The sequence below is a fragment of the Roseobacter weihaiensis genome, from assembly GCF_020622345.1.
In the GTDB taxonomy this organism is placed as follows: Bacteria; Pseudomonadota; Alphaproteobacteria; order Rhodobacterales; family Rhodobacteraceae; genus Roseobacter; species Roseobacter weihaiensis.
In genome coordinates, this window is the sequence record NZ_JACNMO010000031.1 from 39061 (window position 1) to 56802 (window position 17742).

21 protein-coding genes and 1 pseudogene are annotated in these 17742 nt (G+C 59.9%); 10 read left to right on the forward strand and 12 right to left on the reverse strand.

The window, feature by feature from the left end; translation table 11 throughout:
• Positions 1 to 48: 48 nt before the first annotated feature.
• A complete protein-coding gene (locus H7847_RS23260) occupies positions 49 to 1257 on the forward strand; it encodes an NAD(P)/FAD-dependent oxidoreductase (RefSeq protein ID WP_227271881.1) in 1209 nt (402 codons plus the stop codon).
• Positions 1254 to 1811: a 16S rRNA (guanine(966)-N(2))-methyltransferase RsmD gene (gene rsmD / locus H7847_RS23265; RefSeq protein WP_227271882.1), complete on the forward strand. Its 558-nt coding sequence runs from the start codon at positions 1254 to 1256 to the stop codon at positions 1809 to 1811. The genes H7847_RS23260 and rsmD overlap by 4 nt, the downstream gene beginning before the upstream one ends.
• 187 nt (positions 1812 to 1998) lie before the next feature.
• Here the strand turns inward: rsmD and map are convergent, their stop codons facing one another.
• Together map and sfsA are read right to left on the reverse strand one after the other, a co-directional pair.
• Positions 1999 to 2829, reverse strand: a complete 831-nt coding sequence (map, locus tag H7847_RS23270) for a type I methionyl aminopeptidase (RefSeq protein ID WP_227271883.1) — start codon at positions 2827 to 2829, stop codon at positions 1999 to 2001.
• 53 nt (positions 2830 to 2882) lie between these two features.
• Complete coding sequence (gene sfsA, locus H7847_RS23275; protein ID WP_227271884.1) at positions 2883 to 3590, reverse strand: DNA/RNA nuclease SfsA; 708 nt, start codon at positions 3588 to 3590, stop codon at positions 2883 to 2885.
• 50 nt (positions 3591 to 3640) lie between these two features.
• Between sfsA and H7847_RS23280 the strand changes: the two genes are divergently transcribed.
• Genes H7847_RS23280 through H7847_RS23295 form a run of 4 tightly spaced genes read left to right on the forward strand, consistent with a single transcriptional unit; the run spans position 3641 to position 6624 of the window.
• Positions 3641 to 4366 (forward strand): competence/damage-inducible protein A, encoded by a 726-nt coding sequence (locus tag H7847_RS23280; RefSeq protein WP_227271885.1) that lies wholly within the window; start codon positions 3641 to 3643, stop codon positions 4364 to 4366.
• Positions 4363 to 5103 (forward strand): GNAT family N-acetyltransferase, encoded by a 741-nt coding sequence (locus H7847_RS23285; protein WP_227271886.1) that lies wholly within the window; start codon positions 4363 to 4365, stop codon positions 5101 to 5103. The genes H7847_RS23280 and H7847_RS23285 overlap by 4 nt, the downstream gene beginning before the upstream one ends.
• A complete protein-coding gene (locus H7847_RS23290; protein WP_227271887.1) occupies positions 5096 to 5668 on the forward strand; it encodes a peroxidase-related enzyme in 573 nt (190 codons plus the stop codon). Before H7847_RS23285 ends, H7847_RS23290 begins: the two co-directional genes overlap by 8 nt.
• Positions 5665 to 6624, forward strand: a complete 960-nt coding sequence (locus H7847_RS23295) for an OmpA family protein (protein WP_227271888.1) — start codon at positions 5665 to 5667, stop codon at positions 6622 to 6624. Before H7847_RS23290 ends, H7847_RS23295 begins: the two co-directional genes overlap by 4 nt.
• Before the next feature lie 46 nt (positions 6625 to 6670).
• Here H7847_RS23295 and H7847_RS23300 read toward each other — a convergent pair whose 3' ends face one another.
• A complete protein-coding gene (locus H7847_RS23300) occupies positions 6671 to 7576 on the reverse strand; it encodes a LysR family transcriptional regulator (protein WP_227271889.1) in 906 nt (301 codons plus the stop codon).
• 375 nt (positions 7577 to 7951) lie between these two features.
• Positions 7952 to 9979, reverse strand: a complete 2028-nt coding sequence (locus tag H7847_RS23305) for an NADPH-dependent 2,4-dienoyl-CoA reductase (RefSeq protein WP_227271904.1) — start codon at positions 9977 to 9979, stop codon at positions 7952 to 7954.
• Positions 9980 to 10072: 93 nt separating this feature from the next.
• Here H7847_RS23305 and H7847_RS23310 point away from each other — a divergent pair, with 93 nt between their 5' ends.
• Positions 10073 to 10534 carry a GNAT family N-acetyltransferase gene (locus H7847_RS23310; protein ID WP_227271890.1) on the forward strand — a complete coding sequence of 154 codons (462 nt, stop codon included), beginning with the start codon at positions 10073 to 10075 and terminating at the stop codon, positions 10532 to 10534.
• Positions 10531 to 11013: an RNA pyrophosphohydrolase gene (locus H7847_RS23315; protein ID WP_227271891.1), complete on the forward strand. Its 483-nt coding sequence runs from the start codon at positions 10531 to 10533 to the stop codon at positions 11011 to 11013. The genes H7847_RS23310 and H7847_RS23315 overlap by 4 nt, the downstream gene beginning before the upstream one ends.
• Here H7847_RS23315 and H7847_RS23320 read toward each other — a convergent pair.
• Genes H7847_RS23320 through nth form a run of 3 tightly spaced genes read right to left on the reverse strand, consistent with a single transcriptional unit; the run spans position 11010 to position 13236 of the window.
• Positions 11010 to 11606 (reverse strand): GNAT family N-acetyltransferase, encoded by a 597-nt coding sequence (locus tag H7847_RS23320; RefSeq protein WP_227271892.1) that lies wholly within the window; start codon positions 11604 to 11606, stop codon positions 11010 to 11012. The two genes, H7847_RS23315 and H7847_RS23320, sit on opposite strands and share 4 nt — an antisense overlap.
• A gap of 2 nt (positions 11607 to 11608) precedes the next feature.
• Positions 11609 to 12595, reverse strand: a complete 987-nt coding sequence (locus tag H7847_RS23325) for an adenosine kinase (RefSeq protein WP_227271893.1) — start codon at positions 12593 to 12595, stop codon at positions 11609 to 11611.
• Entirely contained in the window at positions 12592 to 13236 is a 645-nt protein-coding gene (gene nth, locus H7847_RS23330) for an endonuclease III (RefSeq protein ID WP_227271894.1), read from the reverse strand. The genes H7847_RS23325 and nth overlap by 4 nt, the downstream gene beginning before the upstream one ends.
• A gap of 147 nt (positions 13237 to 13383) precedes the next feature.
• Between nth and H7847_RS23335 the strand changes: the two genes are divergently transcribed.
• Entirely contained in the window at positions 13384 to 14472 is a 1089-nt protein-coding gene (locus H7847_RS23335; protein ID WP_227271895.1) for a Hint domain-containing protein, read from the forward strand.
• A gap of 55 nt (positions 14473 to 14527) precedes the next feature.
• Positions 14528 to 14789 (forward strand): annotated as a pseudogene (locus tag H7847_RS23340) (ISKra4 family transposase); the annotation flags it as partial.
• A 141-nt stretch (positions 14790 to 14930) separates the two neighbouring features.
• On the opposite strand, the gene H7847_RS23345 reads toward H7847_RS23340, so the two are convergent.
• The 5 genes from H7847_RS23345 to H7847_RS23365 all read right to left on the reverse strand — a co-directional run bounded on the left by H7847_RS23345 (position 14931) and on the right by H7847_RS23365 (position 17512).
• Positions 14931 to 15377 carry an SRPBCC family protein gene (locus H7847_RS23345; protein ID WP_227271896.1) on the reverse strand — a complete coding sequence of 149 codons (447 nt, stop codon included), beginning with the start codon at positions 15375 to 15377 and terminating at the stop codon, positions 14931 to 14933.
• A 95-nt stretch (positions 15378 to 15472) separates the two neighbouring features.
• A complete protein-coding gene (locus H7847_RS23350; RefSeq protein WP_227271897.1) occupies positions 15473 to 16357 on the reverse strand; it encodes an MBL fold metallo-hydrolase in 885 nt (294 codons plus the stop codon).
• A gap of 58 nt (positions 16358 to 16415) precedes the next feature.
• Entirely contained in the window at positions 16416 to 16817 is a 402-nt protein-coding gene (locus tag H7847_RS23355) for a rhodanese-like domain-containing protein (protein ID WP_227271898.1), read from the reverse strand.
• 7 nt (positions 16818 to 16824) lie between these two features.
• Positions 16825 to 17052: a hypothetical protein gene (locus tag H7847_RS23360; RefSeq protein WP_227271899.1), complete on the reverse strand. Its 228-nt coding sequence runs from the start codon at positions 17050 to 17052 to the stop codon at positions 16825 to 16827.
• A 121-nt stretch (positions 17053 to 17173) separates the two neighbouring features.
• The gene (locus tag H7847_RS23365; RefSeq protein ID WP_227271900.1) at positions 17174 to 17512 is read right to left on the reverse strand and encodes a hypothetical protein; all 339 of its coding nucleotides are present in this window, start codon (positions 17510 to 17512) and stop codon (positions 17174 to 17176) included.
• Positions 17513 to 17742: the final 230 nt, after the last annotated feature.

The following is a 17742-nucleotide window of genomic DNA, read 5'->3' on the forward strand; positions in this document are numbered from 1 at the left end:
GTGCGGTCTTGGAACAAACCACCATTTTCCAGCCGGGAGTGAACAAGAATGGGCCATGTGATCGTCGTGGGCGCAGGGCAGGCCGGAGCGTCCTGCGTGGCGAGATTGCGCAACGGCGGATTTGACGGGGCCGTCACGCTGATCGGGGCGGAGCCGGTGGCCCCTTACCAACGTCCGCCCTTGTCCAAAACCTACCTGATGGGCGACATGACGCTGGAGCGGTTGTTTCTGCGCCCTGAAAGCTTTTATGCGGAAAACGATATCACCCTGCGTACCGATCTGCGTGTTGAGGCTATCGATCCTGCCGCCCGGACGATTACGGCAGCGGGGGAGACGCTGCGCTACAGTGATCTGGTGCTGACCACGGGGTCTGCCCCGCGCCGTCTGCCCGCCGCCATGGGGGGCGATCTAAAGGGTGTGTTTCTGGTGCGTGATCTGGGCGATGCGGACGCGATGGCGCCGCTCTTTCGAAAAGGCGCGCGTGTGCTGGTCGTGGGGGGCGGCTATATCGGTCTTGAGGCCGCAGCCGTGGCGGCCAAACAGGGCCTGCGGGTCACCGTGGTCGAGATGGCAGACCGCATCCTGCAACGCGTCGCGGCCCCGCAGACCAGCGACTATTTCCGGGCGCTGCACAAGGCGCACGGGGTCGATCTGCGCGAAGGGGTGGGTCTCGATCACCTTGTGGGCGAGGGTATGGTCACGGGTGCAAAGCTGAGCGATGGATCAGAGCTCGATCTGGATTTCGTGATCGTGGGCGTGGGTATCGCACCCGCCACGGGGCTGGCGGAGGCGGCGGGTCTGGTGATTGACAATGGCATTGCAACCGATGCCCAGGGCCGCACATCCGATCCACACATCTGGGCCGCGGGCGATTGTGCGTCCTTTCCCCACCAGGGCGCGCGCATCCGTCTGGAAAGCGTCCCCAACGCGATTGATCAGGCTGAAACGGTCGCGGACAACATTATGGGCGCCGGGCAGGAGTATGTCGCCAAACCGTGGTTCTGGTCCGATCAGTATGACGTCAAGCTGCAGATCGCGGGCCTGAACACCGGCTACACGCGGGTCGTCAGCCGCGTGGGGCAGGGGCAGACGGCGTCTTTCTGGTATTACCGCGAGGCTGAATTGCTGGCGGTGGATGCGATGAACGATCCGCGCGCCTATATGGTCGGCAAACGGCTGATCGAGGCCGGTAAAACAGCAGACCCCGAGATTGTCGCCGATCCGGAGGCTGATCTGAAGCCGCTGCTTCGGTCATGAGGATCATTGCGGGCCGGTACCGCAGTGTAGCGCTCGCCAGTGTTGGTAAGGGCGATGTCGGCGCGCATCTTCGGCCCACAACAGACCGGGTGCGCGAGAGTCTGTTCAACGTGCTTGCACATCAGGATGTTCTGACCGGCGCGCGGGTGCTCGATCTCTTTGCCGGGACCGGCGCGCTGGGGCTGGAGGCGCTGTCGCGCGGGGCGGAACATGTGACGTTTGTCGATGACGGGCGTGTGGCGGGGCGGCTGATACGTGAGAATATCGCCAAGCTGCGCGCGCAGGAGGTCACGCGGCTGCTGGCGCGTGATGCGCGTCACCTGCCGGTTTGCGAGGCCGCGCCCTGCACGCTGGTGTTCATCGACCCTCCCTATGGCAAGGGCCTTGGTGCGACGGCACTTGCGGTCGCAGAGGCAGGCGGCTGGCTGGCACAGGATGCTTTCATCGTCTGGGAGGAAGCAGCCCCAATGCCTGTGCCTGAGGGCTACACGTTGGTCGACCGGCGCAAGTATGGCGATACCCACGTCACCTTGGTGTCGAAATTGCCGCTCTGATGTGATAGAATCACGGTATGATCGCTACAGCATTCGCCCAGTTCTGGACCTTGCCACCCTGCGAAAAGAGCACGCCGGCGCCACCCAGAAAGGGCCGCGGCACCCTTTTCATTGGCGACGCGGTACAGCCCTGGGGACAAGAGACGTTGCTTTTGGCACTCCTGCGTCGCGATGCCGCGAAAGACGATCAGTCTGTGCGGTAGGTCGGTTGGAACTTACCCCCCGGTGACAGGGTAAAGATGTCTGCCCCGTCTGCCGTTACACCAATCGAATGCTCAAACTGCGCCGAGAGGGATTTGTCGCGGGTCACGGCCGTCCAGTCGTCGGCCAGTGTTTTGGTCTCGGGGCGGCCCAGATTGACCATCGGCTCAATGGTAAAGAACATCCCCTCTTCCAGCACAGCCCCGGTACCGCGTCGGCCATAGTGCAGCACGTTAGGAGGTGCATGAAACACCCGACCCAGCCCGTGGCCGCAGAAATCCCGAACCACGGACATCCGGTGACTTTCGACATAGGATTGGATCGCGTAGCCGATGTCGCCAAAGGTATTGCCCGGCTTGACCGCCTCAATGCCCAGCATCAGCGCGTCATGGGTCACCTGGATGAGCCGCTCCGCCTTGCGTGGCAGCTTGCCCGCAACATACATGCGGCTGGTATCACCGAACCAGCCCTCCACGATCACGGTGACGTCGATGTTCAGGATGTCACCGTCTTTCAGCGTCTTGTCGCCCGGGATGCCGTGGCAGACCACGTGGTTGACCGAGATACAGCTTGCGTGTTTATAGCCCTTGTACCCGATGGTCGCAGAGGTCGCGCCCGCTTCCTCCACAAGCTCGGTGATCCGCCTGTCGATGGCCCCGGTGGTCTGCCCGACAAAGACAATATCCGCGACATCATCAAGGATGCGTGCAGCCAAAGCACCGGCCTTGCGCATGCCGGCAAAGTCCGCAGCTTCGTAAATTCGGATACCGTCCTTGGTCTGGCGGCCTTTCAGGTCTTGGGTCACGTGGCTCTCCATCGTGCGTGTTTCGCGGCCTTCTAACCCGCATTGCGTGTCAGGGCCAGTCGGTGTCAGACAGAAACCGCAAGCAGGTCTGCAACCTCAACACCTTGCGGGGTGATATTGGTGCCAAAACAATAAGTTTCAACGCCAGCCTCCCGTGCGGCGCGATATGCCGCGGCGTAAGCAGGGTCAATATCCTCTGCGAGGGTAAAGACACTGCAATCTGTTCGCTGCACCAGATAGAGCATGATGGCGCGATGCCCAAGCTCTGCCATGCGGGCCAGTTCCGTCAGGTGTTTGGCGCCGCGCGTGGTCACGCTGTCGGGAAACTCGGCCTGACCCTGCAGGCGGCTCAGTGTCACACTTTTCACCTCGATATAGGCATCCGGCATTCCGGCCTCGCTCAGCAGAAAGTCGATGCGGCTGTTTTGGCCGTATTTCACCTCGGCGCGCACAAGGCCGTAGTCCGCGAAGGTGGCGATGCTGCGGGACATCAGCGCGGTTTTCAGCGCCCGGTTGGGCAGCGAGGTATCCACGCCGGTGAAATGGCCGTTTTGATGATCCACCAACCGCCAGCCGTACTTGAGCTTCTTTTTCGGGTCGTCATTGGGTTCCAGCCAGACCCGCGTGCCGGGCGCTGCCAGTCCCATCATCGAGCCGGGGTTCGCGCAGTGCGCCGTGATCTCGGCACCTGTGCTTTCCAGCACGCAATCGGCCAGAAAGCGTTTGTAGCGGCGGGTCAGGCGGGCGGATACAAGTTCGGTTTGAAAGCGCATGATCGCAGGTCTATACCTCGGACAAAGACAGACGCAAGGAACGTTGCAGAATGCCGAACCCTACCGCCGCCATGCTGGTGATTGGCGATGAAATCCTTTCCGGTCGGACGCGCGATGCCAATATGTATCACCTTGCCGGTGAATTGACCGAGGCCGGGATCGACCTGGCCGAAGTGCGCGTGGTCAGCGACCGGCCCGAAGCGATCATTTCAGCGGTTCAGGCGCTTGCGGGGACTTACGCGCATGTTTTTACCAGCGGCGGGATTGGTCCGACCCATGATGACATCACCGCAGACTGCATTGCGGCGGCCTTTGGGCGGCCCATCGACATCCGCGCAGACGCTCGCGACCTGCTGGCGGCGCATTATGAAAAGGCGGGGATCGAACTGAACGCCGCGCGCCTGCGCATGGCCCGAATCCCCGAAGGTGCGGAGTTGATCGACAACCCGGTTTCGGTGGCCCCCGGTTTCATCCTGGAGAACGTCTATGTCATGGCGGGCGTGCCCTCTGTTTTTCGGGCCATGGTTGCTTCGGTTTTGCCGCAGCTGACGGCCGGAGCGCCGCTGATTTCGGAAACCTTGCAGATCGACCGGGGTGAGGGCGACATCGCAGGGCCCCTCGGCGACCTGGCAGAGCAATACCCGACGCTGAGCATGGGGTCCTACCCGTTTCAAAACAAGAGCGGTAAATTCGGTGCCAACGTCGTAATCCGGGGGACGGATGGGGCTGAAGTCCGCCGCGCCATTGAGCAGCTGGCCGCAGCGTTCGAGCCATGACGCCAACGGCTGCCGCGCTTTATGCTGCCGTGGACGCCACATGGCCTGCGGCCCGGATGACCCATGCCGGGCCCTGGCTGCTGCGGGACGGGCAGGGTGGCGGAAAGCGTGTTTCTGCCGCCACCGCGGAGCAAGAAGTGAGCGACGCGGATATTGTTCGCGCCGAACAGGAGATGCAGGCGATGGGGCAGCCCGCGCTATTCATGGTACGCGCGGGAGAGGCTCCGCTTGATACCGCCTTGGCCGCGCGCGGATACGAGATAATCGACCCTGTTGAGATGCTGACCTGTCCCGTGACCCGGTTGACGGATATTCCCGTGCCGCCCCTGACCACTTTCGTGATCTGGGAGCCACTGGCGATCATGGCTGACATCTGGGCCAAGGGGGGCATCGGGCCGGCCCGGCTGGAAGTGATGAAACGCGCTAAAATCAAAACAGCCGTGCTGGCCCGCTGGAACCAGAAACCGGCAGGGGTGGCCTTTGTCGCGCTGGAGGGACCGATTGCAATGGTGCATGCGGTTGAGGTCCTGCCCGCGCATCGCCGTCAGGGGGTCGCGCAATGGATCATGCGCCAAGCGGCGTTCTGGGCGAGAGACCACGGGGCAGAGACCATGGCGGTTCTTTGCACAACTGCGAACACAGCTGCTTTACAGCTTTATTCCGGCCTAGGCTTTCACCCGGCTGCGCAGTACCATTATCGACAAATTCCCGCATCCGGAGACCCGCGCGATGGCTGAACCCGACCTTCCGACCGCTCTTGATCTGCCCATGGTCGATCCGTTGCCGGCGGCCACGCAAAAGTACTTTGATGTCTGCCTTGAGAAACTGGGTATGGTGCCGAATGTTTTGCGGGCCTATGCGTTTGATATCGACAAGCTTGATGCGTTCACGGGCATCTACAACAACCTGATGCTGGCCCCTTCGGGCCTCAGCAAGCTGGAGCGCGAGATGATCGCGGTGGTCGTCTCATCGATCAACAGGTGCTTTTACTGCCTCGTGGCGCATGGGGCAGCAGTGCGCGCGCTCTCGGGCGATCCCATACTGGGCGAGGCGCTGGTGATGAATTACCGCGTAGCGGATCTGGATGGTCGTCAAAGAGCGATGCTGGATTTTGCCGCCAAGATGACGACGGCCAGTGCCAAAATCGAAGAACCCGACCGCCAGGCGCTGCGGCATGTGGGTTTCACGGATGCCGATATCTGGGACATCGCTAATGTGGCGGGCTTTTTCAACATGACCAACAGGGTGGCCAGCGCGACAGATATGCGGCCCAATGACGACTATCACGCGCAGGCAAGATGACCGGTTTTCGCAGCGTTTTTATTCTGTCGGCACTGCTGACGGCCGGGCTGACGGCTCCCGGCTGGGCGCTTGATCTGCAATTGCCCGTCGGGGCCGAGCTGACGGCCGAACGGCCCAGCGAACTTGATAGTTTTGCAGCCCCCATCGCGCCCTTTGACGGGGCTGGTGTGCCTGCCGTGACACTTGAAGGCGCGATCACCCGCCGGGCGTGGCGCATTCCGTCGCCCGGTCTGACACCTTTGCAGATCATCGTGCCGTTGCGCGCTCAATTGGAAGAGGCGGGCTACGACCTCGCCTTTGAATGTGCCTCTGACATTTGTGGTGGTTTTGACTTCCGCTTCAACACCGAAGTGTTACCGGGCCCCAACATGTACGTGAATATCTCGCGCTTTCGCTACCTGACAGCACTGCGTGGTCCGCGCGAGGCTCCGACCCAGGCCGTGGGTGTTTTCGTCAGCGTCACGGCGGCCTCGGCCTACGTGCAGATCATCTTTGCCGACACGGGCGTTGACGTCGAAGACATGCTGCCGGAGCGGACAGTCGCGCCGGTCGATCCTGACCAGGGTACGGTCGGAGACAGCATTGAAATGCATCCGCTGCTGACTGAGGGACATGTCGCCCTGAGCGATCTCGATTTTGCCACGGGCACGACCGACCTTGGCCCGGGTCCGTTTGCCTCCCTTCAAGCTCTGGCGGAGGTGCTGCGGGCCCGCCCGGATTTGCGCATCGCGCTGGTGGGTCACACTGACACCGTCGGTGGGTTGGAGCCAAACGTAGTGGTCTCCCGCGAACGGGCCCGTTCCGTGCGGGCCCGATTGATAAGCGAATTCCGCATCGCCGCAGGCCGCCTCGATGCGGAAGGCATGGGATACCTCGCCCCGATCGCCTCCAATCTGACGGCCGAAGGCCGTGATCGGAACCGCCGGGTGGAAGCGATCCTTCTGAATGTGGAGTAAAAAGGCCCTGACGCTTCAAAACGCGTTCAACCGGGCGCTGGATTTCTTACCAGTCCGAAGGCCCTTTTTCGGCAAAGGAATGGACCAGAAAATCGATGAAAGCGCGGACCTTGGGCTGGGTAAAGCGGCCCGGGGGATAGACCGCGTAGATGCCTTGCGTTTCCATCGGCAAATCGGGAATGGCGTCCTCCACCAGTCCTTTGTCCATCGCGTCTGCATAGAGAAAGCTGGGCAGATAGGCGATGCCCAGTCCTGAAATCGCGGCGTTGAGAAGGGATTGACCGTCGTTTACGCTCAGCCATCCGGCGGTGCGCACCTGACGTTTTTCGCCTGAGGGCGCGGTCAGTTTCCACACATTGCCAGAGGATTGGTTGGAATAATGCAGAAGCTTGTGTTCGTTCAGGTCATCGATCTTTTCAGGCCGCCCGTATTTCTCGAAGTAAGCAGGGCTGGCGATCATACGTTTTGTGGTTTCGGTCAGCTTGCGGGCGCGCAATGTGCTGTCTTCCAGCTCACCGATCCGCACGGCCATGTCGAACCCTTCGGAGATCAGCTCCACATAGCGGTTGTTGAGCACCATGTTCACCGTGATGTCCGGAAAGTCAGACAGAAATTCGCTGAGCACGGGCGACAGGTGGTTCACACCAAAGTCCGTCGCCACCGAAATGCGCAACAGGCCTGAAGGCGCGCTCTGCATTGAGGTGACAAGCGCATCCGCTTCGCCGGCGTCATTCAGCACGCGGCGGGCCCGGTCATAGTAAGCCAGACCAATCTCTGTCGGGCTGACGCGGCGGGTTGTCCTGTTCAGCAGACGGGCCCCCAGGCGTGCTTCCAGAGAAGAGACATGTTTAGAGACGGCGGATTTGGAAATCCCCATCTTTTTGGCGGCATCGGTAAAGCCGCCCTGGTCCACGACCGTCGCAAATGCTTCCATTTCTGTCAGACGGTCCATCGCCATATCCTTCTAAACTTCACACTTTGTATGTCAGTCAAATCGGGCAGGAACGCGGCACATCTGAGACAGTATCGCGGTTTTTGCATGTATCGTTGAGGACGCGGAAACGCTGAAATCCCTAAGATTCGAGTTAAATGTATCTTATTTATGCATCTTTTGGTTGTATTTCGGACGGCCACCATAATGTGTGCCGGTCACATTTTGTTTAGTAAAGCATAGAGTATTAAAGTCTCTGCGAATTATTTATCTTGTTTTTGCAGAGATAGATAGCAGTTTACGCCGAGAAGATAATCACACCGCCGAGGTCTTGGAAAAACACCTATAGGTTGATCTTTGACCTGTACAAAACGGCTTTCACCGGAGGGGACAGCGTCATAATTGCGCCGCCAGTCGTGTGCCCTGATCAATTGCGCGCTTTGCATCCAGTTCCGCGGCCACGTCAGCCCCGCCAATCACGTGACAGGCCGTCCCGCCTTCAGCCAGGGCGTCGGCGAGCGTTCGTTCGGGCAGTTGCCCGGCGCATAGAACAATCGTATCGGCCTCGATCAGGGTTGGGGTTTCGCGCCCCTCCCCGAAGGACACCAGCAGCCCGCCATCCTCCACCCGCTCGTAGTTCACGCCCGCGATCATCTTGACGCCCTTCATGGTCAGGGCCGCGCGGTGAATCCAGCCGGTGGTCTTGCCCAGACGTTTGCCCGGTTTTTCCGCCTTGCGCTGGAGCAGGGTCACCTGTCGTGCCGCCGGTTCAGGTTGGGGGCCTTCGGGGGCGAGGCCCGCGCGATGCTCTGCCGGGTCCGTCACTCCCCATTCGCGCATCCAGTCCGGCAGGCTTTCGGTGGGGCTGACGCCCTTATGGACCAGAAACTCCGCGACATCGAAACCGATGCCACCGGCCCCGACGATGGCGACCCGCGGCCCCACCTCGACCTTGCCGCGCAACACGTCGATGTAGCTGACAACGGTCGGGGCCGTCTGACCTTTGATGCCCGGATCGCGGGGCACGACGCCGGTGGCGATGACCACCTCGTCATAGCCGGCAAGGTCCTCTGCGCGCACCGTCTTGCCCAAAGACAGTTTGATCCCTGTGGTGTCGACCCTGGTGCGGTACCAGTCCACAAGACCCCAGAATTCCTCCTTGCCGGGGACCTGCTTGGCCATGTTGAGTTGACCGCCGATCTCCTCGGCCTGATCGAAGAGCGTTACCTGATGCCCCCGCTCTGCAGCAGTGATGGCGGTTGACAGACCGGCGGGGCCCGCGCCCACGACAGCCACCGATTTGGGCGTTGTTGTCGGGGTGATGCGCAGCTCCGTTTCATAGCAGGCGCGCGGGTTCACCAGGCAGCTTGAGATCTTGCCGCTGAAGGTATGATCGAGGCAGGCCTGATTGCAGGCGATACAGGGGGCGATCTGATTGGATTTCCCCTGCATGGCTTTCACGACGAAATCCGCATCGGCCAGCATCGGCCGCGCCATGGAGACCATGTCGGCGCAGCCCGTCGCGAGAACCTCTTCGGCAACTTCGGGCGTGTTGATCCGGTTCGACGTGATCACCGGGATGCCGACCTTGCCCATCAGCTTTTTGGTCACCCAGGCAAAGGCCGCGCGCGGCACGGAGGTGGCGATGGTGGGGATACGCGCCTCATGCCAACCGATGCCGGTGTTGATGATCGTGGTGCCCGCTTTCTCGATTTCTTGGGCCAGTTGGACCACCTCATCATGGGTGGAGCCATTTGGCACCAGATCGATCATCGAGAGCCGGTAGATCAGGATGAAATCGGTGCCGACGGCGGCGCGCACCCGGCGGACCACCTCAATCGGCAGCCGCATGCGGTTCTCATAGGAGCCCCCCCAGCAGTCCTGGCGTTTATTGGTGTGCGTGACAAGGAACTGGTTGAGAAAGTAGCCTTCCGACCCCATGATCTCGACCCCGTCATAGCCCGCCTCGCGGGCGCGGGCGGCACAGGTGACAATATCGCTGATTTGTTTTTCGATGCCCGCCTCGTCCAGCTCTGCCGGGGCAAAGGGCGAGATCGGGGATTTGATGGCGGATGGGGCCACACACTTTGGCCCGTAAGCGTAACGGCCCGCATGCAGGATCTGCATGGCTATTTTACCACCCGCGGCGTGCACGCGGTCTGTCACGATGCGATGGTTCGCCACGTCCTGGTCGCTGACCATCATCGCCGCCCCCGGCAGCACGGAGCCTTCCAGGTTGGGGCCGATCCCGCCCGTGACCATCAGCGCGACCTCTCCGCGGGCGCGGGCGGCGTAGAATTCAGCAACGCGGTTCCAGTCCTTGGTTTCTTCCAGCCCGGTGTGCATGGAGCCCATCAGCACACGGTTTTTCAGGGTGGTGAACCCCAGATCAAGCGGTGCCAGCAGATGCGGATACTCGGCCAATTTCAAACCCTCCCCGGTCGTGGTTGAAACGACATGGCATTTTCACGTAAAGCCTGTCACGCGCAACGCAGCGTCACAACCTGAAAGCAACAGATGACCATAAGATGGGCAACAGAGGCCGATACCCCGGGTCTTGCGAAGGTGTTCCATGCGGCGATCCGCGAAGGGCCAAGCCCCTATAGTCAGGCCCAGCGGGTCGCCTGGATGTCGGATCGCCCTGACCCGCGTCATTTCGCACAACGGATTTCCGGTCTGAATGTTGTATTGGCTGAGCGTGCGGGTGATCTTGTGGGCTTTATGGGGGTAGAGCCGACGGGATACATTGATCTGGCCTATATTCTCCACGCACACCGCGCGCGGGGTCTCTTTCGGCAGCTTTATCAGGTCGTGGAGAACCAGGCGCGTGACACCGGCCTGACACGGCTTTGGACCCACGCGAGCCTGATGGCGCAACCGGCCTTTCGGGCGATGGGCTTTTTGGTTATCCATCACGAGGTGGTGGCGCGCAACGGCGAAGAACTGGCCCGCGCCCTGATGGAGAAGAAACTGCAATGACCCCCGAAGAGATCGAAAAGCTGCCCTACCGCCCTTGTGTGGGGGTCATGCTGGTGAACGTGCGGGGTGAGGTCTTTGTGGGGCAGCGGCGCGACAGCGAATACGATGCCTGGCAGATGCCGCAAGGCGGGATCGACGCGGGCGAAGAGCCGCGCACCGCCGCCCTGCGTGAGCTTTGGGAAGAGACCGGCGTGCGCGCCGATCTGGTCGATGTCGAGGCGGAAAGCGCGCATTGGCTGCCTTATGAATTGCCGCATGACCTGGTGCCGAAACTGTGGAAGGGGCGCTTTCGCGGGCAAAGGCAGAAATGGTTCCTGATGCGGTTTCAAGGAGACGACAGTCAGATCGACATTGCCACGGAACACCCGGAGTTCTCCAGATGGCGCTGGCTGGCGGCGGATGCGCTGGTCGAGAACATCGTGCCCTTCAAGCGCGATGTCTACGCGGCGGTGATGAAGGAGTTCGGCGCGCGGCTCTAGGGGCGGATCAGCGGCACAAGCGGCCCTGCCGTTTCCGGCAAAATGCCAAGGGCGCGCGGGTCGTCGGCAATCTGCACCTCCTGTTTCACAACCGAAAAGCCGTTGCGCCGATAGAAGGCCAACGCCTGCGGGCTGTCGAGCGTGCAGGTGTGTACGTGAAACCGCGAGATCGGTTTATCCCATGCCCGCGTGATGGCTTCATTGATCAGGTAACGCCCGGATCCGGTTCCGATCAGATCCGATGTGAGCCCGAAGTAAGACAGCTCGCATTCGCCCTCGTCGCTGAAATCAAGCTCCATCAGCGCCATGTCGCGACCGCTCTGCGACAGCGTGTAAATCTCCACCTTTGGATCGGCGACGACCTCCGACAGCGCGTCGTCGTCCAGCAGCAGGCGCCCGTACCACAGCCAGTCCTGCGATCCGACCCGCCTGAAGATATCGCGGTACCAGGCGACATCCGGCTCTACCCGTCGGAACCTAAGCCCTTCCTTGAGCGGCACGTCTTTGACATGCGGTTTGCTCCTCATCTCGAGGTAAGTGACGACCGTCGCAATCTTGCCCGCGGGCACGCCGTGCAACCCATCCGTCAGCATGATCAGACCAGCCCTTCCTTTTGGAAAACGGTCATCATGTCGGTCTGCGGGCGCGGGCCCACATGGCTGATGACCTCGGCGGCACAGAGGTTGCCCATGCGCGCGCAGATCTCCAGATCGCGCTGCGTGGCCAGGCCGTAAAGGAAGCCGGCGGCGAACTGATCGCCTGCCCCTGTGGCATCCACCGGGGTGATCTTGTTCACGGGGACATCCACGCGTTTGCCGTCCTTGAGCACCGTGACGCCGTCACCGGACCGGGTGCAGACGACCAGCGGACAGATCTCGGCGGTCTTGGCCAGCGCGGTTTCGAGGTCCGTTTCAAAGAGAGATTCGATTTCGTGTTGGTTCCCGATGACGTAATCCAGATCATGCGCGATCAGAGACAGGAAATCCGCGCGGTGCCGCTCCACGCAGAACGGGTCGGAAATGGCGATGCCTGCGATGCCGTTGCCCGCCTTGGTGGCCCGCGCGGCTTCGCGGAAGGCGGTTTTGCCGGCGTCATGGTCAAAGAGATAGCCTTCGAGGAACATGATTTTGGCCCTCCCCGAGACTGTTTCCGGCACGTCATCCGATGTCAGACCCGTGGAAATGCCCAGATAGGTGTTCATCGAGCGTTCGCCATCGGGGGCGACAAAGATCATGCTGCGCGAGGTCGGGGTCGCACCATTCACAACCGGCGGGTTTACAAAGTCGATCCCGTTATCTGTCATCGCACTTGCATAAAACCGGCCCAAAGCATCATCCCGCACCCGTCCGATAAAGGCGGTTTGCAACCCAAGAGAACCTGCGCCCGCGACGGTATTGGCGACGGCGCCACCGGGGGTTTGCAGCCGGTCGTTCATCGAGGCAAAGAGCTTTTCCGAGCGTTCCTGATCCACCAGTTGCATGATCCCTTTCTCGATCCCCATGTGGTCGAGAAAAGTGTCATCGGCATGGGTGATCACATCGACCACCGCATTGCCGATCCCGACGACGTCATAGTGCTTCATAAAGTCTTTTCCTCAAATGGGCATAGATCACGGATAATGCAGGTGGGGCACATCGGCTTGCGTGCCTTGCAATGATAACGCCCGTGCAGGATCATCCAATGGTGCGCGTGCAGCTGGAAATCGGCCGGGATGTTGTCTTCGATGGCGCGTTCGACCGCCTCGACGGTCTTGCCGGGCGCGATGCCGGTCCGGTTGCCGAGACGAAAGATATGGGTGTCCACGGCCTGTGCGGGGTACTGCCACCACATGTTCAGCACGACATTGGCGGTCTTGCGCCCGACGCCGGGCAGGCTTTGCAGGGCGGCACGGCTGTTGGGCACCTCGCCGCCATAGTCGTCCACGAGAATCTGGCTGAGCTTCATGACGTTCTTGGCCTTCTGGCGAAACAGCCCGATGGTCTTGATATGCTCGGTCAGCCCGTCAAGCCCGAGGTCCAGCATCTTTTGCGGGGTGTCCGCCATCTGAAACAGCTTTCTGGTTGCTTTGTTGACACCCGCATCGGTGGCTTGCGCGCTCAACGCCACGGCCACAACCAGGGTGTAGACGTTCACATGCTCCAGTTCCCCCTTGGGTTCCGGATCCGCGTCACGAAAGCGGGTGAAAATTTCGCGAATGTGATGATAGCCAAGCTGTTTTGCCATGTGCCCGGTATGCGAAGTTTCCTCTCCGGAGGCAAGGCCATCCAAGCGGGATTGCAGAAATGCCGCAAAAAAGAAAGTGGGTTTTTAGCGGTATTTTAAGGCACCTCTGCGAGGATCATGACCGTATTGGTTTTTAATGAGGGACGTATGCCGACGTCTTCGTTCTATGGCTATTCTTCCAGCGCGCTGGTCTTTAATCCCGACAACAGGACCGTCACGCTGGACCCGCAGTATGATTACCGAACGGACCGTGTTCTGTTCAACGTGACAGATGATGATGCCTTTCTGGACGGTGACAGAGGCAGCAACGAGGTGGGCGAGGACAGCAACCAGACCGGCGTGGTCACCACCAGTGACGGGACGCTGGTCGGATCTGGTCTGATCTATGGTGAGCAATTCGCCGTTTTGCGGGCACCGGACGGGTCCTATGTGACCATCGACCGGATTGAGATTGACGGTGTCAGCATGGGGTATGTGCCGTCAGAACCTCTGCAGCCGGGGGTGAGCTATACCTACGTCGGTAGCCGTAACATCGACGACCAGATGGGCGGCTCGGGTGGCAGTGACACACGCTTGTCCTATGCTGCCTATGAACAGAACAGTGTGCCGTGTTTCGGCCCGGGTACAATGGTCAAAACCAAGGATGGCGAAATCCCGGTTGAATGGCTGGACAGCTCTGATTTGATCCTGACGCGGGACCACGGCTTTCAGCCGATCCAGTGGATTGGCAGGACGAAAATCGCCCCTTCCCATTTCAGGCAATATCCGAGCGCCTGCCCGGTCCGCATTCCTGCCGGTGCTTTGGGACCTGATTGCCCCTCCCACGATCTGTTTCTCACAGGTGATCACCGCGTCATGATCCGGTCCGCCCGTGCCGAGCTTTTGTATTTCTCGCCTGAGGTTCTTGCCCCGGCAAAATCATGGGTCGACGCCGGTATTGCCTCCGTGATCGTTCCTTCAAGACCCTACACCCTGACGCATATTCTCTGCGCATCACACGAGGTCATCCTGGCGCAGGGGACTTGGGTCGAAAGCCTGTTTACCGGTGCAGAAACGCTCAGACGTCTTGGACCCGAAATAACGTCGGTGCTGGAGCAGAAGCTGGGCGACACCCTCCATACGATGCAGGCGGCCCGGCCTTGCCTGTCCCGCAGGGAGGCGGCGCTTCTGCTGGAGAAAGATCAACAGTCAAAACGCTGTGATTTGGCCCCCGAAAACCTCCTCGTGCGAGCTTAGAGTTTTCCACTAGATTTGCCTTGGCCGGGAGAGGAGCGGAAACGCATGAAGGCATCGAAGTTTGGCACGGTGCCAAGACACCTACCTATCTCGCGCTCAACATGGGTTCCCTGACCAACTATGGCCAACTGTATCGCAAGGGATTGCCGATCTCCACCTCTCGTGCCGAGGGCTGTGTTGATGACACCGGGAACATTCGCATGGGCAAGCGTCGTCGCATGAGATGGTCACCGAGAGGTGTCCACACCGTGGCAGTCACCCGCGCCACCGTCCTCAACGGGTCTCTGTCAGTTGCCAATCCGAAGCCGGCTGCATGAGACCCACAGCTTTTGACCACTTTCGAGACTTAGTAGAAGCTGATTGATTAGGGTACAGTGACAATCGGGTATCGAACTGCTGCTCGCACCCTAAGGAACGCTTGTCGCGGAAAGTATACAAGATATTGTTTTATAATGATTTTAAGCGCCTGCCCCAACGTGATCGGCCAGGTTGGCAAAGAACTTTCCCGCGAGCTTTTTCGCCGTTCCCTGAACCAGCCGACTGCCAAGCTGCGCGAGCTTTCCGCCGATATCCGCATGGGCATCATAGCGCAGCAAGGTGCCCTCTTCGTGCTCTTCCAGGGTCACGTCAGCACCGCCCTTGGCAAAGCCCGCAGCGCCACCATTGCCCTCCCCGGTCAGGGAAAAATGCTCCGGCGGGTTGTCCGGTGCGAGGGTCACATTGCCTTTGAACTTAGCCTTGACCGGGCCGATCTTGAGCACAACACGCGCTTCAAGCTCCGTGTCCGAATGCTTGGTCAGCTCTTCGCAGCCGGGAATGCATTGCTGCAGAACCTCCGGGTCGTTCAGCGCCTGATAGACCACATCCCGAGGGGCATTGATCACGATTTCGTCTTTGAGATCCATGGCACTGTCCTTTGTTCCTACCAGTCCTGATTTTTAGATGACCACAGACAGGGCCAAATTGGAATGGACGTCGCTCACAAACAGAAAAGCCGCGATCAGAGCTTGTTGACCGGAATTTTCAGAACCATGTCCCCGTCTTCGTCCCGCGGCACCTCGCCCGCGCGCATGTTGACCTGCAAGGATGGGATGATCAGCGAAGGCATCGCCAATTGCGCATCACGGGTTTCGCGCATTTTCACAAAATCTTCACGCGAGATGCCGCCACCCACGTGGATATTCGCTTTCTTCTGCGTGCCTACTGTCGTCTCCCATGCGATGGCGCGCCCGCCGGGGCCGTAGTCATGACAGACATAGAGCCGCAACGCCTCGGGCAGGCTCAGCACACGGGTGATGGAATCGTAAAGCTGCCCGGCATCCCCCCCCGGAAAATCGGCCCGTGCAGAGCCGCCATCCGGCATAAAGAGCGTATCGCCCGCAAAGGCCGCGTCCCCCATCACATGCACCATGCAGGCAGGCGTATGGCCGGGCGTGTGCAGCGCAAAACAATCAAGGCCCCCTACCCTATAGCGATCCCCATCCGTAAACAGCCGGTCAAATTGGGACCCATCCCGCTCAAACTCCGTGCCCTCGTTGAAAACCTTGCCGAAGGTATCCTGGACGTCACGGATGTGCTCACCAATACCGATCTGGCCGCCCAGCTTCTGCTGGATGTAAGGCGCGCCCGAAAGGTGATCCGCATGTACGTGGGTCTCGATGATCCACTCCAGCGAGAGCCCCTGCCGCTCGATCATGGCAACGATCTCATCCGCGCTTTCATAGCTCAGGCGGCCCGAGGCATAGTCGAACTGCATCACCGCGTCGATCACCGCGCAGGCGGGGCTTTCCGGGTCTTTGACCAGATAGCTGATGGTATTGGATTGCGGGTCGAAAAACGCTGTCACCTGCGGGTGCTGGTGCATGGAAACGTCCGGCAAAGACATAAGCGATCCTATGATGAAAGACAGGCACCACCATCATGCACGCAGTGGCCCACTTCGGTCAATCGGCAACGGGTGGGTACTCTACCGGACCGCCCTGTGCCTCCCAGGTTGAGAAGCCTTCGCGCAGGTGGGCTGCATCAAAGCCCATGTCCTGCAGTTGCGCCACCGTCAATGCAGATCGCCAACCGGATGCACAGTGAAAGACGTATTTCTTGTCCTGGCCAAAGACATCTTTGAAATAGGGGCTGTCGGGATCCACCCAGAACTCCACCATACCCCGGGGAGCATGATAGCTCCCGGGGATAAAGCCGCTGCGGGCCCGTTCGCGCGGGTCACGTATATCGACGATGACGACATTCGGGTCCTCAACCATGGCGATCAGATCCTGGGTCTCAATCTCCTTGATCCGGGCGCGTGCCTCTGCCACCAGTTCGGCGGCGGATTTCTTGAGCTTTTGCATCGTCGGGTTACTCCTTAGTCAGAGCCTCTTGCAGGCAGGTCATGGCCTTTTCCAGCACTTTGGCATCGACCCCCCTGCCCTGCAACCGGATCATAAACCCTTCCGCCCCGGTTTCGTTGCGCAACGTCAGCCCGCTGGGCAGATCGACCTTTGCCAGCACCTGTCGAGTCTTCATCCGGTAGATGTGATGGCCGTCCAACCTGATTGCATATCTGGTCAGTCGCTCAACTTGCACGCCACATACATCCTTGAAGGCACCCGCTGCAGGCGTCGAGCGGACAATAATAGAAATGCTACAATGACTACCAAACCGATTGAAATCGATGATGTCCTGGCCACCCTGAACCAACTTTATGTCATGGTGCTGCCAAATTGATCGGAAACAGATCGGGGAAGGCCTCGGTCTGTCCCGGAGCGTATCGAACAAATTCAAAAACACCCCCTGATCCAGTGCGCTGCAACGCGGTGTAGCGCTGCGCTGCAACCGTTGCGGGCCAATTTCTGGAGGAATTATTGCCTCGCAAAAAATCCTTCATGAAATTTGCAGGATTGTTATCGCTGAGGTTGGTGCCATGGTTCCTGTTGCAATCTTGAATCGCGCTCTTGACATCCGACAAAGTCATCAGCGAGTTCGAGGACGGGTCCCAGAACTTGTTGAAAAGATACTCGATTACTTTTGTCTTCTGCGATGCCATAGTGCTCTCATATCTCTGCCCTTTTCTGGATGATCGACCAAGACAGAGTCGGAAAGCGTTCGATCTCATGTCGGCTCATTTATGGGGAAACCTGGAGTAGCCTCGTGAAAGTGGTCCACCAACTGGGATAGATTATCCCGTAAATTGGAGGATCAGCAATGGCTGGGAAACGAGAGAAGCCGGAAGAGATTGTATCGAAGCTTCGGCAGGTTGAAGTTCTGCAAGGACAA